Origin of the sequence: Marinobacter shunpengi (genome assembly GCF_045449715.1) — a bacterium.
Taxonomy (GTDB): Bacteria; Pseudomonadota; Gammaproteobacteria; order Pseudomonadales; family Oleiphilaceae; genus Marinobacter.
Genome location: NZ_JBJJLA010000015.1, coordinates 264,112 through 280,040, shown reverse-complemented (window position 1 = coordinate 280,040; position 15,929 = coordinate 264,112). Strand labels below are relative to the sequence as shown.

Annotated in this window: 12 protein-coding genes; 6 read left to right on the top strand and 6 right to left on the bottom strand. The window is 61.0% G+C overall.

Annotated features, from left to right (window positions below; all coding sequences use genetic code 11):
* Positions 1-26: 26 nt before the first annotated feature.
* On the bottom strand, positions 27-2,621 hold the full coding sequence (gene acnB, locus ACJO3T_RS09280) for a bifunctional aconitate hydratase 2/2-methylisocitrate dehydratase (protein WP_406964470.1): 2,595 nt from the start codon (positions 2,619-2,621) through the stop codon (positions 27-29).
* A 193-nt stretch (positions 2,622-2,814) separates the two neighbouring features.
* Between acnB and ACJO3T_RS09275 the strand changes: the two genes are divergently transcribed.
* Complete coding sequence (locus ACJO3T_RS09275) at positions 2,815-3,429, top strand: MiaE family protein (protein ID WP_406964471.1); 615 nt, start codon at positions 2,815-2,817, stop codon at positions 3,427-3,429.
* Between the two features lie 406 nt (positions 3,430-3,835).
* Here ACJO3T_RS09275 and ACJO3T_RS09270 read toward each other — a convergent pair whose 3' ends face one another.
* Positions 3,836-4,717 carry a LysR family transcriptional regulator gene (locus ACJO3T_RS09270; RefSeq protein ID WP_406978357.1) on the bottom strand — a complete coding sequence of 294 codons (882 nt, stop codon included), beginning with the start codon at positions 4,715-4,717 and terminating at the stop codon, positions 3,836-3,838.
* A gap of 129 nt (positions 4,718-4,846) precedes the next feature.
* On the opposite strand from ACJO3T_RS09270, the gene ACJO3T_RS09265 reads away from it, so the two are divergent.
* The 3 genes from ACJO3T_RS09265 to ACJO3T_RS09255 all read left to right on the top strand — a co-directional run bounded on the left by ACJO3T_RS09265 (position 4,847) and on the right by ACJO3T_RS09255 (position 7,552).
* A complete protein-coding gene (locus ACJO3T_RS09265) occupies positions 4,847-5,617 on the top strand; it encodes a ferredoxin--NADP reductase (protein ID WP_406964475.1) in 771 nt (256 codons plus the stop codon).
* Positions 5,618-5,793: 176 nt separating this feature from the next.
* Positions 5,794-6,684 carry a sulfotransferase domain-containing protein gene (locus ACJO3T_RS09260; protein ID WP_406978356.1) on the top strand — a complete coding sequence of 297 codons (891 nt, stop codon included), beginning with the start codon at positions 5,794-5,796 and terminating at the stop codon, positions 6,682-6,684.
* A 40-nt stretch (positions 6,685-6,724) separates the two neighbouring features.
* The gene (locus tag ACJO3T_RS09255) at positions 6,725-7,552 is read left to right on the top strand and encodes a hypothetical protein (RefSeq protein ID WP_406964478.1); all 828 of its coding nucleotides are present in this window, start codon (positions 6,725-6,727) and stop codon (positions 7,550-7,552) included.
* Between the two features lie 25 nt (positions 7,553-7,577).
* Here the strand turns inward: ACJO3T_RS09255 and ACJO3T_RS09250 are convergent, their stop codons facing one another.
* From ACJO3T_RS09250 to ACJO3T_RS09235, 4 genes are read right to left on the bottom strand one after another with little or no spacing between them, the layout of a single operon-like run.
* Positions 7,578-9,374 (bottom strand): glycerophosphodiester phosphodiesterase, encoded by a 1,797-nt coding sequence (locus ACJO3T_RS09250; protein WP_406978355.1) that lies wholly within the window; start codon positions 9,372-9,374, stop codon positions 7,578-7,580.
* Entirely contained in the window at positions 9,371-11,221 is a 1,851-nt protein-coding gene (locus tag ACJO3T_RS09245; RefSeq protein WP_406978354.1) for an LTA synthase family protein, read from the bottom strand. Before ACJO3T_RS09245 ends, ACJO3T_RS09250 begins: the two co-directional genes overlap by 4 nt.
* A gap of 38 nt (positions 11,222-11,259) precedes the next feature.
* Complete coding sequence (lpxH, locus tag ACJO3T_RS09240; protein ID WP_406964482.1) at positions 11,260-11,985, bottom strand: UDP-2,3-diacylglucosamine diphosphatase; 726 nt, start codon at positions 11,983-11,985, stop codon at positions 11,260-11,262.
* On the bottom strand, positions 11,982-12,491 hold the full coding sequence (locus tag ACJO3T_RS09235) for a peptidylprolyl isomerase (RefSeq protein ID WP_406964484.1): 510 nt from the start codon (positions 12,489-12,491) through the stop codon (positions 11,982-11,984). Before ACJO3T_RS09235 ends, lpxH begins: the two co-directional genes overlap by 4 nt.
* A gap of 137 nt (positions 12,492-12,628) precedes the next feature.
* Here ACJO3T_RS09235 and ACJO3T_RS09230 point away from each other — a divergent pair, with 137 nt between their 5' ends.
* Entirely contained in the window at positions 12,629-14,305 is a 1,677-nt protein-coding gene (locus ACJO3T_RS09230) for a glutamine--tRNA ligase/YqeY domain fusion protein (RefSeq protein ID WP_406964486.1), read from the top strand.
* Positions 14,306-14,443: 138 nt separating this feature from the next.
* Positions 14,444-15,826 (top strand): cysteine--tRNA ligase, encoded by a 1,383-nt coding sequence (gene cysS, locus ACJO3T_RS09225; RefSeq protein WP_406978353.1) that lies wholly within the window; start codon positions 14,444-14,446, stop codon positions 15,824-15,826.
* The last annotated feature ends 103 nt before the right edge of the window (positions 15,827-15,929 follow it).

Below are 15,929 nucleotides of genomic sequence, written 5' to 3'. Positions count from 1 at the left end.
TTGACCCCGCGAGGCGGGGATCAGGCTCAGGCCACGTCTGCGGACTTCGCCTTCTCGGAGTACTCTTCCATCTGATCGAAATTCATGTAGCGGTAGATCTCCGACGACATGCTGTTCAGATCCTTGGCATACTCCATGTACTCGGCCGGTGACGGCAGCTTGCCCAGTACCGCGCCAACCGCTGCCAGTTCCGCGGAGGTCAGGTACACGTTGGCACCATCGCCCAGGCGGTTGGGGAAGTTACGGGTGGAGGTGGACAGGACGGTGGACTTGGCTTCCACCCGTGCCTGGTTACCCATGCACAGGGAGCAACCCGGCATCTCGGTGCGTACACCGGCGGTGCCGTAGGTGTTGAAGTAGCCTTCGTCCATCAGCTGCTGCTGGTCCATCTTGGTGGGCGGAGACATCCACAGGCGGGTCTTCAGCGGCTCCTTGTTCTGCTCCAGCAGCTTGCCGGCGGCGCGGAAGTGACCGATGTTGGTCATGCAGGAACCGATGAACACCTCGTCCACCTTGTCGCCAGCCACTTCGGACAGCACCTTGGCATCGTCCGGGTCGTTCGGGCAGCAGACGATGGGCTCCTTGATGTCGGCCAGGTCGATCTCGACCACATGGGCGTACTCCGCGTCCTTGTCGGCACGCATCAGGCTCGGGTTGTCCAGCCACTCTTCCATCTGCTTGGCGCGACGCTCCAGGGTACGCGGGTCGCCATAGCCTTCGGCAATCATCCAGCGCAGCATGGTGATGTTGGAGCGCAGGTACTCGGCCACGGACTCCTCGGACAGGTTGATGGTACAACCTGCGGCAGAGCGCTCGGCGGAAGCGTCAGACAGTTCGAACGCCTGCTCAACGGTCAGGTGTTCCAGGCCTTCGATTTCCAGGATGCGACCGGAGAATTCGTTGATCTTGCCCTTCTTCTCAACGGTCAGCAGGCCTTCCTTGATGCCATACAGCGGGATGGCGTGTACCAGGTCACGCAGGGTGATGCCCGGCTGCATCTCGCCCTTGAAGCGAACCAGAACGGATTCCGGCATGTCCAGGGGCATAACGCCGGTGGCGGCGGCGAAGGCTACCAGACCGGAACCGGCCGGGAAGGAGATGCCCATGGGGAAGCGGGTGTGAGAGTCACCACCGGTACCCACGGTGTCCGGCAGCAGCATGCGGTTCAGCCAGGAGTGGATGATACCGTCACCCGGACGCAGGGAAACACCGCCACGGTTGCGGATAAAGTCTGGCAGGGTGTGCTGCATTTCCACGTCAATCGGCTTCGGATAGGCGGCGGTGTGACAGAAGGACTGCATCACCAGGTCGGCCTGGAAGCCCAGACACGCCAGGTCTTTCAGTTCGTCCCGTGTCATCGGGCCGGTAGTATCCTGGGAGCCGACGGTAGTCATGTGGGGCTCGCAGTAGGTGCCCGGGCGAACGCCTTGGCCTTCTTCCAGACCACAGGCCTTGCCGACCATTTTCTGGCCAAGCGTGAAGCCCTTGGTGCCTTCTTCCGGATCACTGGGCAGACGGAAGATGTCGGTGGGGCCCAGGCCCAGGGCCGCGCGAGCCTTGGTGGTCAGGCCACGGCCAATGATCAGCGGGATACGGCCGCCGGCCTGAACTTCGTCCAGGATCACGTCGGACTTGAAACCGAACTCGGAGATGGTCTCGCCAGCTTCGTTCAGGATCTTGCCGTCATAGGGGCGGATCTCGATCACGTCGCCCATGTTCAGGTCGTCAACCGGTGCCTCGAATACCAGGGCACCAGCGTCTTCCATGGTGTTGAAGAAGATCGGGGCAACCTTGTTGCCAATACAGACACCACCGGCGCGCTTGTTGGGTACACCGGGAATGTCGTCACCGAAGAACCACAGCACGGAGTTGGTGGCGGACTTGCGGGAGGAACCGGTACCGACCACGTCCCCCACGAAGGCAACCGGCAGGCCCTTGCTCTTGATATCGTCGATCTGCTGCATGGGACCGGTGACACCGGGCTCGTCCGGCTTCAGGCCATCGCGCTCCATCTTGTAGGCGGCGCGGGCGTGCAGGGGGATGTCCGGGCGGGACCAGGCATCCGGGGCCGGGGACAGGTCATCGGTGTTGGTCTCACCGGTCACCTTGAAAACGACCATCTTGGTGCTCTCGGGCACCTTCTTCTTGCTGGTGAACCACTCGGCGTTGGCCCAGGATTCGATCACCTCTTTGGCGACGGCATTGCCGGCGTCCATCTTGTCCTTCACATCGTTGAAGGCATCGAACATCAGCAGGGTTTTCTTGAGCTTCTCGCCAGCCAGCTTGGCCAGCTCGTCGTTGTCCAGCAGCTCGACCAGGGTGGCGATGTTATAGCCGCCCTGCATCATGCCCAGCAGCTCCACGGCCTTTTCCTTGTTCAGCAGCGGGCTGGTGGCTTCACCCTTGGCAATGGCGGACAGGAAACCGGCCTTCACGTAGGCCGCTTCATCAACACCCGGCGGGATACGGTTTTCCAGCAGGTAAACCAGGAACTCTTCCTCGCCCTTGGGCGGGTTCTTCAGGAGTTCCACCAGTTCAGCGGTCTGTTCCGCGTTCAGCGGCTTTGGGGGAATGCCCAGAGCTTCGCGCTCTGCAACGTGTTCACGGTATGCTTCTAACACGATATCGACCCTCATCAGTTGGGGAACCCGCGCGGGCCTTGTGAGCTGGCGGGCGTTGTGTTGTGTGGAAAAGGCCACGAATCGGCGCTGCATTCTATAGGAATCGGGCGTCAAAGTTAAGGTGCCGTTGGTCGTAACTGCCTGTCGCGGTGTATACTCCGCCCGCTTAACCCACCTCGAATGACCGGTATCCATGACTGATCTGACCGCCGCCATTGAAGAGATCCATGGCTTTCTACCATGCGCCACGCCCCGCCAGTGGATCGATAACGCCCTGGCCAATCCGGACCTGATGCTGATTGATCATGCCCACTGTGAGAAGAAGGCGGCGTCTACGGCGCTGAGCCTGATGTATCGGTATGTGGATAACACCGATCTGCTCAACAAGATGTCCCGTCTGGCGCGGGAGGAGTTGCGGCATTTCGAGCAGGTGCTGGCGATCATGAAGAAGCGGGGCATCCATTATGGCCATTTGTCCCCGGCCCGTTATGCCGCCGGTCTGCGGGAGCTGGTGCGGTCGGAGGACCCCGGACGCCTGGTGGATGTGCTGATCGTCGGAGCCATTATCGAGGCCCGCTCCTGCGAGCGCTTTGCGGCCTTGGCGCCGCACCTGGACGATACCCTGGCGGATTTCTACAACGGTCTGCTGAAGTCGGAGGCCCGCCATTACCGGGATTACCTGAAGCTGGCGGAACAGGCCAATGGCGGGTCGGTGGATGAGCGGGTAGGGGAGTTCCTGGCGATCGAGAAACGATTGATTGAGGAGCCGGACAGTGAGTTCCGGTTTCATAGTGGGCCGATTTTCTAGCAAGCGTCCTGCACAGGGCTCGAGCTCGCAGGGTGAGGTTATTTTCCGGGACCGTCGAGCGCCAGGGACGGCGCTCGTCGAGCTCTATGACCGCCAGGGATGGCGGGAATGCCGATTTTGCAGGAGCAAAAAATCGGCCAGGGATGTACTTGCCGGGCGTGTCCCGGAAAATGGCATCGCCCTGCGGGCCTTGCACTTAGCTGTAAGTCCTGGGTGCATTTTTTACTCGGTAGCCTGCAGATCCGGTGCAAGCAGAGCCAGGTCGGTGAAATTTTTCCAGACACGCCCCGCAAGTACGTCCATGTAGGGCTCCGTCGCGCCATCCCTGGCGCTCCAGGGTCTGGAAAAATCTCCCCAACCTGTCTCTGGTCTGGCAGGGGAATTAACGCCTGGAGTGCGGAACTTCTTATAACTCCCGACAAAGCTCCATCCACCGATCAATTCCCGCACTGCGATACTTCTGCCGGTGGAGGATGAAATAGAACTGCCGGTCAAAACGCCGGTGCGCCGCCGCCCTTAAAGGCACCAGGGAACCCCGGTTGAACGCGTCCTGCAGACAGACCCGGGACAGGCAGCCGATGCCCAGATTGGCCTCCACCGCCCGCTTGATCGCCTCCGTGTGCTCCAGCTCCAGCAGGATATTCAGATCTGGCAGCAAACCATGCATGCCCCGCTCAAACGTCTGACGGGTGCCAGAGCCGGGTTCCCGGGCAATCCAGGTGGCGGATTTCAGGTCCTCGTCGTTGAGCCCCTGCTTGCTGGCAAGCGGATGCTGCGGTGAACAGAAAATCACCAGTTCATCGTTGCGCCAGGGGATCACCTCCAGCTCCGGGGCCTGCAATTCCCCCTCGATCAGACCGATATCCAGTTCGAAGTCCATGACCCGCCTGGCGATGGAACTGGTATTGGCCACCTCCAGCGACACCCGGGGTTTAGTGGGTGTGTCCATGTAGCGGGCCATCACGCCGACCGCGAGATAGTTGCCGATGGTCAGGGTAGCCCCCACCTTGAGGGCACCCACCTCCGTATGTTTGCTGAAGGCCTGCTCCAGCTCGTTGGCCTGGGCCAGCACGCTTTCAACCTTGGGGCGGTACAAGCGGCCCAGCTCGTTGAGTTGCAGTCGCTTGCCGACCCGGTCGAACAGTTTGATGTCGAACTGGTTCTCCAGCTCCTTCAGTGCACTGCTGGCAGCGGACTGGGACATGGCCAGCGACTCCGCCGCCCGGGTGATGTTCTGGTAGTGGGAGGCGGCCAGGAAAACCTCAAGTTGACGGAACGTGTACTTCATAATCGGTTTTCTCGAATAACGTTATGAAAATATCCCATTTCATCGATAGGTTACCTTTGACGTAAGATACACTCAATCGCATTTACCCAGTTTCGCAAGAAACCCAGAGATTCAGGTGGACTATCCATTATGAGCAAGATGAACGTAGAGACCGTAACCAGTGTCCGGCACTGGAACGATACCCTGTTCAGCTTTACCACCAGCCGCGATCCGGGCTTCCGGTTCAAGAACGGCCACTTCACCATGATTGGCCTGGAAACCGATGGCAAGCCGCTGATGCGCGCCTACAGCATCGCCAGTGCCAATTATGAGGAAGAGCTGGAATTCTTCTCCATCAAGGTACAGGACGGCCCGTTGACCTCCCGCCTGCAGAAGATCCAGGTGGGCGACGAGATCCTGGTGAGCCGCAAGCCCACCGGCACTCTGATTCTGGACAACCTGCTGCCGGGCAAGAACCTGTGGCTGATCAGCACCGGCACCGGTCTGGCGCCGTTCATGAGCATCATCAAGGACCCGGAAGTCTATGAGGCGTTCGACAAGGTGATCCTCACCCACGGTGTTCGCTATGCGTCCGAACTGGCGTACCAGGAAGAGATCGAAGGCCTGCCCAATAACGAGTACTTTGGTGAGATGGTGGACGGTAAGCTGCTGTACTATCCCACTGTTACCCGTGAGGATTTCCGCAACCAGGGCCGCCTGACCGATGCCATGCAGACCGGCAAGCTCACCAGTGACCTTGGCCTGCAGGACTTTGACCTTGAGAACGACCGTTTCATGGTCTGTGGCAGCCCGAGCATGCTCAAGGATACCTGCCGCATTCTGGATGATATGGGCTTCAAGGAGGCCCGCCAGGGCGACCTGGGTCACTACGTCATCGAGCGTGCGTTTGTAGAGCAGTAGGACTTTCAAAACCCCTCGCCTTGGACCCCGGCCCTGCCGGGGTTTTTTGTGGGCGTTCGGTCCGGCCAGACCTGTACAGATATTACGCTCTTGTGATGACCGGTGGCTTTGCTTAGTTTTACGACTGAATGGAGACAGGAAGTGCCATACGCCATTGTCCAGACAGGGAGTCAACCATGCCTGAAGCCATCCCACCCGATCGTTACCTGCTGATTATCGGCGCCATGAAGTGTGGTACTTCCTCCCTGTATGACTACCTCGCCGGTCATCCCCAGTTATGCCCGGCGCTGACCAAGGAACCCGAGTATTTTTCGTCCGGTCAACGCCATGGACTGGATGTCGATGACTACGAAAGCCTGTGGGATTTCGACAGCCGTGTTCACCGGTATGCCATGGAAGCGTCGACCGGATACACCAAGTTTCCGCAGGAGAGTGGGGTGCCGCAACGCATCCATGAATACGGGATCAGGCCGAAATTTGTCTATATCGTCCGTAATCCCCTGGACCGGATTGTCTCCCACTACAACTACATGCTCCGGGATGCGGATTTTGACCAACGGATCGTGGATGATCACCTGGTCAATACCTCCAGTTACTTCCTCCAGCTCAGCCAGTATCAGCGATGGTTTCCCGACAGGGATCTCCTGGTACTGGATTTCGACCGGCTCAAATCCGATCCGGGGGCAGTGATCGCCCAGGTGTGCCGGTTCCTGAGTGTGGATGACCGCTATCGTCCTGCCTCCTACCAGGTGGCCAATCGAACCGAGGTCCAGAGCACCCTGGAACGCTGGGTGAAGCACTCTCCGCTGGGCAGCCTGTCACACCATATTCCTGCACCGGTGCGGCGTTGCGGGCAACGTATCCTGGGTTCCGTCTCTCCCCGTCGCCTGCGCACGCTGTCGTCGTCGGAGCGGGCCTATGTCATCGAGAGGCTGACTCCCGACATGCAACAGTTCCAGCGGGCGTTCGGGTTTGATATAACCCGGTGGGGATTCCCCTCAATGTCGGTCACCGGTTCGGCTGGGGCCGCACCAGGGGTTGACCAGGCCGGTTCGGTGCCGCCCTGACATCCCCCGCGGTTCACCAGTCACTGACAGGAGTTGGCTTTTGCGCGCATTACTTCCATTGGTCCTGACGGCGTTGGTGACCGGTCTGACTTCCGTCACTGTCAGGGCGCAGTCCGACCTCAACCTGTCGCTGTCCGACCAGGCGTTCGAGTGGATTGCCGGCCAGATCTTCCTTAACGAATGCAATGCCCGTGAGGACTGCCTGGTGCACTGGAACCGGGGGGAAGCCTTCCCGTCCCTTGGCATCGGACATTTCATCTGGTATCCGATGGGGGTGGAGGGGCCGTTCCAGGAAAGCTTCCCCTCGCTGGTCGCCTTTGGCGTGCAGCAGGGCGTTGACGTGCCCGCCTGGCTGGTTTCCCAGGCCCCGTTGGGGGCACCATGGCCTGATCGTGATACCTTCCTGAAGGCGGTGGATTACGATCCGCGTGTCCGGGAGCTGCGGGAGTGGTTGGCTGGCCACCAGTCTTTTCAGGCCGCCTTCCTCGTATCCCGGGCCCGGGAAGCTCTGGAACAGGTGATTTCCGCTTCCGGCGATCCGGCCAGTACCCGCCGTAAACTCGATACCCTGGTCACCACGCCGGGGGGCGTCTATGCCCTGGTGGACTATGTCAATTTCAAGGGTGAGGGCCTCTCCAAATCGGAGCGGTACCAGGGGGTTGGCTGGGGGCTGCTGCAGGTGCTGGAAGCCATGCCCGATAACCTGGCAGACCGGGAAACCATGCTGGCGGAATTCAGGCAGGCGGCGGCCCGTGTCCTGACCCGGCGGGCCGGGTTGTCTGAGCGGGCCATCGAACGACAGCAATGGTTGCCCGGCTGGCTGAACCGGGTGGATACCTACCGGGAGCCGGGCAGCTCCGACCCTTGATTGATCGCTGACGGCAGATGCTCTGTCACCGCAGCCAACTGCGCAGCTTGACCGCCAGGCGCTCGGCGTCGGACAGTTGTCTGCGTTCAGCCAGTAGCCGGGCCAGTACATCCGGCCGGTCGGTGATGATGGCGTCTACCCCCATGTCGATCAGTCTCGCCATTTCTGACGGCTGGTTGACGGTCCAGGCATGCAGTTCGTAGTCCAGTTGCCTGGCCCGGGCCACGGCCGCGGCGGATATCCGGTTGTGGCGCAGACCCAGGATATCGAACTGCTCCTCGTGCAGGGGGCCGATGACGAACTGGGCCAGCAGTGCGGTTTGCAGGGACGGCTCCATCGCCCTGGCGTCGTTCAGTATGTGGCGCTCAGCGGCGGCGATAACGGTACCCTCAAGGGCATCCTCCCGGCGAAGTACCTGCACCACCTGTCGGGCCAGGTCGCGGCTGTTGTGGTCTGGCTTCAGGTCGAGGAACAGGTTGGCCCGGCCACGGGCCAGTTCGATCAGCTCTGTCAGCGTCAGCACCCGCTCACCGGCGTAGTCGGGTGAGAACCAGGCCCCCGCGTCCAGCGCGCGTATATCCTCCCACTGCAGTTCCGAAATGCGTTCAGGCCGCCCGTACAGGCGCTCCAGGTCGGCGTCATGCCAGAGGATCAGTTTGCCATCCGCAGTCATGCGGACGTCCACTTCCAACAGGTCGGCGCCGTCGGCAATGGCCCGTTCCAGGGCGCTGGCGGTGTTCTCGGGGGCGACAAACGCGTTACCCCGGTGGGCGGTGATGGTAACGTCATCGTGCTCGCCAAAGGCCCCCACGACGAGTACCGCCTGAACAATGACGACAGCCACCAGTACCGCTTCCAGCAGCCAGGCCCTGGCGTTGGTGTTCCGTGGCGGGGTGGGCACGTGGTGCTGGTGGGAGTGACCACTGGTGGACAGGTAGACCCGGTAGATCAGCAGACTGTATCCGGCGTACAGGACAAAGGCCACCGTAATCATCAGCAGGAGGTACAGGGCAACATAAGCTGCAATGGCGGGAATCAGGGCCCGAGGACTGGCGGGCATGAGGGCCAGGTAGGGAGCCCCCATAACCTGGAACAGGTACGTAAACAGCAACGGCAGTACGAGTAGCACGCCGCCGCCCATGGCCAGCGGCACCATCAACTGGCGTTTGCTGCCGTGGATGCGTCGGCTGCTGCTCAACAGGGCATCCAGGGCGGTGACCCGTTCCAGCGTGGCGATGGGAACCGCCAGACTCCAGCGCAGGAACAACCAGCCATTGCCGCACACCATGCCTATCAGCGCGGCCACGGCAACACCAAGGAACCACCAGAGCTCCACCGGCCGGGTGATGTTGATGAAATAGGCCTCGTACCCGGACAGCAGGGTCCACCATGCGACGGCGATGACCAGCAGGAACGGCAGGGCGACCACCAGGTGCCCCATGACCTGGAGCAGGGTCAGCCAGAGCAGGCGACCGGATCGTCGGGCTACCAGCCAGAGGGCGGCGAGGGTCAGGCGATACTCGCCGGCCCTGTCCACCGAGGAGGCAATCACGGTCATGCCCGCCTGTTCCAGGGTCAGGGTGGTCATAACGGCGGTCAGGGTGACCACTATCCACACCAGGCCTCCGGCAGATAACAGGAAAGCCGCAATGTCGCCGGTGCTGATGGCACCCTGGCCGGTTACCGGCTCCAGGACGGAGAGCAGGGTGCCGATCGCCGGTGCTAGCACGGCCAGGGTGAAGCCGGTGAAGAACAGATGGTTCATCAACAGGCTGCGCCGGTGCCGTCGCAGGATGCCGAGTGCGTCAGAGATCAGTCTCATGGCCGGGTATCGTCGGGCGGATCAGTGGGAAGTTTGGCGGCCTCGTCGAACAGCCGGAGCCGTTGTTCCAGGGTCAGGAAGGGGGGCTGGTCCGAGGGTGACAGGGAGCCGAACAGGCGCCCTGGCGTGAACCGCCAGGTTTCGCAGCGCACCAGGCTTTCGGTACAGGCAAGCAACTGGCCGGATTCCCGCAGGAAGAACTTCATGCCGGTGTAGGTATCCGCCAGCATCAGCTCCCGTTCCTCCAGCTTGTCCTGGCTCAGCAGGCTGCGGCCGGTCATGGGGGTGGTCGGTTCACCGGTGCCGGTCGCGTCCAGGATGGTCAGGGGGATATCCAGTTGTGCCACGATACGATCACGGTCGGCATAGTCCTGCAGTCGGTCGGGGTGGGGTGGTCGGATTGCCAGTACCCCGGTATTGCCGTCCAGGGGGAAGGCGGTTCGGTCCTGACGCACGAATCCGCCGGATTCGTCAGAGGTGAGCACGACCAGGGTGTTGTCCAGCACCCCGGACTGTTCCATGTCGTCCAGGAATCCGATCAGTACCCGCTCCATCACCGACATGGCATTGCGGCGGGCTTCCTGGGGGGTGGTTGGCAGTGGTGTGCTGTCCCCGTTATCGGCTGCGATTTCACCACCGGTGTCAAACGGGTGGTGCGTGCCCACGTTCAGCAGGGTGACCAGCCACCGGGATTCGTTCTCGTCAAGTTTCCGGAGACGCCTTGCGATATCGGCAAAATAGACCGGGTCCGGTGGTCCCCAGCCTTCCTGTTCCCCGTCCCCGGTGGCGAAGACATCGGCACCGGTGACCCGGCTAAAGCCAGCGCGGGGCATGAAACGGTCCTTGCTCATGTATTCCAGTGGGGCGGCCTGCCAATAGGCGGTGATGTATCCCCGGGAGCGCAACATCTCGGGCATACAGACGGGAAAGGCTTTGGCGTCGGCCACGTCTGCCATTTTCGTGGACAGACGCTGGAAATCCGGATACCGGCCGCACAGGATGGCGAAGGTGCCCCGGTCCGTCTGCCGTTCCATACTGAGTGCGTTGCGGTACAGGCGGAAGCCCTTGTTGTTGAGGGCGTACTCCAGCTTTTCCAGTGAAATGGCCGGCGTCAGGCCGTGGTACTCGCTGATGGACGGGAAATAGCCGGCCGACAGGCCTTCCACCATGATCAGCAGGACATTGGGAGGGTTGTCGACGTCCGGTTGCGCCATGTCGGCCTGGAAGTAGTCGTCGTCCTCGTCGATCGTGGCTTCCTTCGCCACCTCCTTGCCCACCTGTGAGCCGGCCGGTGCCAGGATGGCGCCCGGGATCTGGGCCAGCAGGCTGGCGACCGGATTGTTCCTTGCCGTGGTCAGGCTGTGGGAAGCAGCCAGGTAGATCAGGGTAGTGATGACGACCAGTAAGGCGGCAGAAGTGGCCTGGGGTGGCGGACTCGGCACCAGCCACCGGTAGGTCCGGACCAGCAGCCAGGCAAGACCGATGTAGACCGGTAACAACAGTAGCTGCGGGTTGAGCACCGAGGACACCAGGAAGACCGGATCGGCGCTTTTGCTGATCATGGCGAGGCGAGGGTAAGTGCCATGGGCTGCCAGGTGCATGGCCGATGCCATCAGCAGACAGCCGAGGCCGACCACCAGAACACACCTGAGCAGGGCGGTGCGGGCGAGCATCAGCAGCCCCGTGAGTATGGCCGCCCCGGCCATATCGCTCAGCAGCATGCGGCCTGCCTCGGGCAGCACACCACTATGGAGAAGAAGGCAGGCCCGAACCAGCAGCAGCCAGGTGAATGCCATCAGCAGTGTCATACCCAGGCGCTGATCCTGAAGGGCCCGGTAAACCGACATATCATACTCCCGCACGGGACACTAGGGGAGCCGCGAGGTCAGAGCGGCTGCTTCCTCAGGGCCGGCTCGTGGTCAGGGCTTACGTCCAGCCACCAGACGTTCTCCGCCCAATCGCCGAGTACGATCCGGGTTGCAGGCGCACCGTTGGCTTCGAGCTGGTGACTGGCCGGGCGGTGGGTATGGCCATGGATCATCCGCTGGACGCCGTGTTCCTCCATCTCCCGGACCACCTCCTCGGGTGTCACATCCATGATGTGCTCTGCCTTGCCCTGGTTCTTGGCCATGCTGATCTCACGGAGCTGGCGGGCCACCATCTGGCGGTCGGCCAGCGGTCGCTGCAGGAACATCTGTTGCCACTGGTCGTTACGCATGCTGGTGCGGAACTTCTGGTATTCCTCGTCGGCGGTACACAGGCTGTCCCCGTGCATCAGCAGGGTTGGGGTGCCGTACAGGTCCACCACGGTGGGGTCCGGCAGCAAGGTGGCGCCGCAACGCCGGCTGTAGTCCTCGCCGATCAGGAAGTCCCGGTTGCCATGCATCAGGTACAGGGCGGTGCCGCTATCGCTGACCTCATGCAGCGCTTGCGCTACCTGGTTCTGCAGGGGCGTCTTTTCGTCATCGCCAATCCAGGCTTCGAAGAAATCCCCGAGGATATAGAGCGCGTCGATGCCCATGGCCTTATCCTTCAGGAAGGCCAGGAAGGCATCCGTGATATCGGGGCGGGCTTCCTCCAGGTGCAGGTCCGAGATAAAGCGGGTGATCACGCCTCGCCCCCGTCTTCGATGACCTCCGCCTTTTCGATGACCACATTCTCGCTGGGGACATCGTCATGGAACCCCTGGCTTTCAGTGCGCACGGCACGGATCCGGTTAACCGTGTCCATGCCATCCACCACTTTGCCGAAGACACAGTAGCCCCAGCCGTCGGCATTCTTGGCGGTGTGATCAAGGAAACCGTTGTTCTCCACATTGATAAAGAACTGTGCGGTGGCAGAATGCGGGTCCATGGTGCGGGCCATGGCTACGGTGCCCTGCATGTTGCTCAGGCCGTTGTCGGCCTCGTTCTGGATGGGGTCGCGGGTCTTGCGGGGTTGCATGTCCGGGGTGAATCCGCCGCCCTGGATCATGAAGTTGCTGATCACACGGTGGAAAATCAGTCCGTCATAGAAACCGTCGCGCACATACTGCTCGAAGTTTTTCGCGGTTTCCGGGGCTTTGTCGTGGTTGAGTTCCAGCGTGATGTCGCCGTGTGAGGTTTTCAGCAGAATCATCGGGGGTTTCCTGTCGTGAATGTTCAGTGTTCAATTCACGATATTGTACGCAAGAGTTGGCGGCCATGCATGAGTCCGGCCCGGTTTTATGCGTATAATAGGCGGTTTCAGATCCACTTCTTTTATTCCAGGACACTATGAGCGCCGAGTCAAAGAAAGCCCATAACTTTATTCAGAGCCTGATCGAAGACGCCGTTGCCAGCGGTGAGCACGCCGGCAAGGTGGTGACCCGGTTCCCGCCGGAGCCCAACGGCTACCTGCATATTGGTCATGCCAAGTCCATCTGCCTGAATTTCGGTATCGCCGAGACGTTCGGTGGTGAGTGCAACCTGCGATTCGACGATACCAACCCGGAGAAAGAAGAGCAGGAGTATATTGACTCCATCAAGCGGGACGTCCACTGGCTGGGCTACGAGTGGGCCGGGGATGTGCACTTTGCCTCCGACTACTTCGATGCCCTCTACGACTTCGCGGTGGAGCTGATCGAGAAGGGCAAGGCCTATGTCTGCGCTCTGACCGCCGAGGAAATGACCGAGTACCGTGGCACCCTGAAAGAACCGGGGCGCAACAGTCCCTATCGCGACCGGTCCGTGGAGGAGAACCTCAAGCTGTTCCGTGACATGCGGGACGGCAAGTTCGCCAATGGCGAGGTGGTACTGCGGGCGAAGATCGATATGGCCTCCCCCAATATCAATATGCGGGACCCGATCCTCTACCGGGTGCGGTATGCCGAGCACCACCAGACTGGCAACAAGTGGTGCATCTACCCGATGTACGACTTTACCCATCCGATTTCCGATGCCATGGAAGGGGTCACCCACTCCCTGTGCACCCTGGAGTTCGAGGACCATCGCCCGCTGTACGACTGGGTGATCGAGAACATCACGGCGCCGTGCCAGCCCCGGCAGATCGAATTTGCCCGGCTGAACCTCAACTACACGGTGACCAGCAAGCGCAAGCTCAAGCGGCTGGTGGACGAGGGGCACGTGGACGGCTGGGACGATCCCCGTATGCCCACCATTTCCGGCATGCGCCGTCGGGGGTTCACGCCGGCTTCCATCCGCAACTTCTGCGACATGATCGGCGTGAACAAGGCCGGTGGCACCGTCGACGTGGGCATGCTGGAGCATGCCATACGAGAGGACCTGAACACCCATGCGCCCCGGGCCATGTGTGTGATGCGGCCACTGAAGGTTACCCTGACCAACTATCCGGAAGACCGGGCCGAAACCCTGGAGCTGCCGGTGCACCCGCAGAATCCGGATATGGGCACCCGCCAGGTGCCCTGGACCCGGGAGCTGTATATTGACCGGGAGGACTTCGCGGAGGAGCCTCCCCGCAAGTGGAAGCGCCTGGCACCGGATCAGGCGGTACGGCTTCGTGGCGGCTATGTGATGACCTGTCGCGAGATCATCCGTAACGACAGTGGCGAGATCGTCGAACTCAGGTGCGAGTATGACCCCGGTACCCTGGGCGTGAATCCGGAGGGCTACAAGCCCAACGGCGTGATCCACTGGGTCTCCGCCACTGACAGTGTGGAAGCGGATATCAATGTCTATGACCGATTGTTCAACCATGAGAACCCGGACAGTGACAAGGCAACGGATTTTACCGATCATCTGAACCCGGAGTCCCTGGTGCGCCTGGAGAAGGTGAGGGCGGAGAAGAGCCTGGGCCAGCCCCGGGGCGATCTGCCTTACCAGTTCGAGCGGGAGGGGTACTTTTTCTTCGATGAAGAGGCCTCGGAATCTGGTCGGCTGGTGTTTAACCGTACTGTTACTCTCCGGGATTCCTGGGGGAAGGGTAAGGCGTAAAGCACAGAGGCTGGAGGAAGCCGGCGGGAAGGACCTTCCCGCCGGCTTCCTTTCCCCCATGCCCGAATGGCATGAGCCGCTTTTTTGTTAGGTCCTGCAGCCCCTATTCATTAATTGCATGATTCGGATGCCCAAAGCGTGATTAGAATCTACAACACCCTCAGCCAGCAAAAGGAAGACTTCCAGCCCATTCAGCCGGGCAAGGTGCGCATGTATGTGTGCGGCATGACGGTGTACGACTACTGTCACCTGGGGCACGCTCGGGTGCTGGTGGCCTTTGATGTGATTACCCGTTACCTGCGTCATCGGGGCTACGATGTGCACTATGTTCGCAACATCACCGATATTGACGACAAGATCCTGCGCCGGGCCGATGAGAACGGTGAGACCTTTACCGATCTGACCGAGCGCATGATCAGCGCCATGCATGAGGACGAGCGTCGGCTGGGCGTGCAGGCCCCGGACGAGGAGCCCAAGGCCACAGAGTTTATTGATGAGATCATTGCCATGATCCATCAGCTCATCCACAAAGGGCATGCGTACGCCGCGGATAATGGCGATGTCTATTTCTCCGTCGACAGTTTTGACGGCTACGGCAAGCTCAGCAAGAAGAAGCTGGAGGACCTGCTGGCCGGTGCCCGGGTGGATGTGGAGCAGGCCAAGAAGAGCCCGGCGGACTTCGCGCTGTGGAAGGCTGCCAAGCCGGGCGAAGTCAGTTGGCCTTCACCCTGGGGAGATGGTCGCCCCGGTTGGCATATCGAATGCTCCGCCATGTCCACCAAATGCCTGGGGGATACCTTCGATATCCACGGCGGCGGGCCGGACCTGCTGTTTCCGCACCATGAGAACGAGATTGCCCAGTCCGAGTGTGCCACCGGGCATCATTTCGTGAATACCTGGATGCATGCCGGTGCTATCCGCGTGAACAAGGAGAAGATGTCCAAGTCCCTGGGTAACTTCTTCACTATCCGCGAGATTCTGGACAGCTATCCACCGGAAGTAGTGCGTTATTTCCTGGTATCCAGTCATTACCGGAGCCAGGTGGATTACTCCGAGGATAATCTGATCGAGGCTGGCCAGACGCTGGAGCGGCTATACCACGCCCTGCGGGGCGTAATTCCGGGCAAGGATGTGCCGGAGAGCCACTTTGACCGCCAGTTCCATGAGGTGATGGACGACGACTTCAATACCGCTGGCGCTATCAGCGTGCTTCACGGTGTTGCGGGAGCACTGAATCAGGCGCGGCGGGATGGCGATGAAGGCCGTATCCGTGAGCTGGCGGCGGTGCTGGTCCGTCTTGGCAGTGTCCTGGGGCTGCTCCAGCAGGACCCGGAAGCCTTCTTCCAGGCGGGAGTGCCCGACGACCTGTCGGCGGAGCAGATTGAGGCGATGATCGAAGCCCGGGCCAATGCCCGAAAGGAGAAGAACTTCGCCGAAGCGGACCGTATCCGCGACGAGCTGCAGGACAAGGGCATTATTCTCGACGACAGCCGGGAAGGAACCACCTGGCGCCGGGGCTAAGGTGTGAAAGTGTGCCGGATATGGCGTAAACTATCGCGCCCCGAGGTATGAGCAAGAGGCAATACGTGGATGACGCAATCCGATTGTCTCTTAGGGAATACAG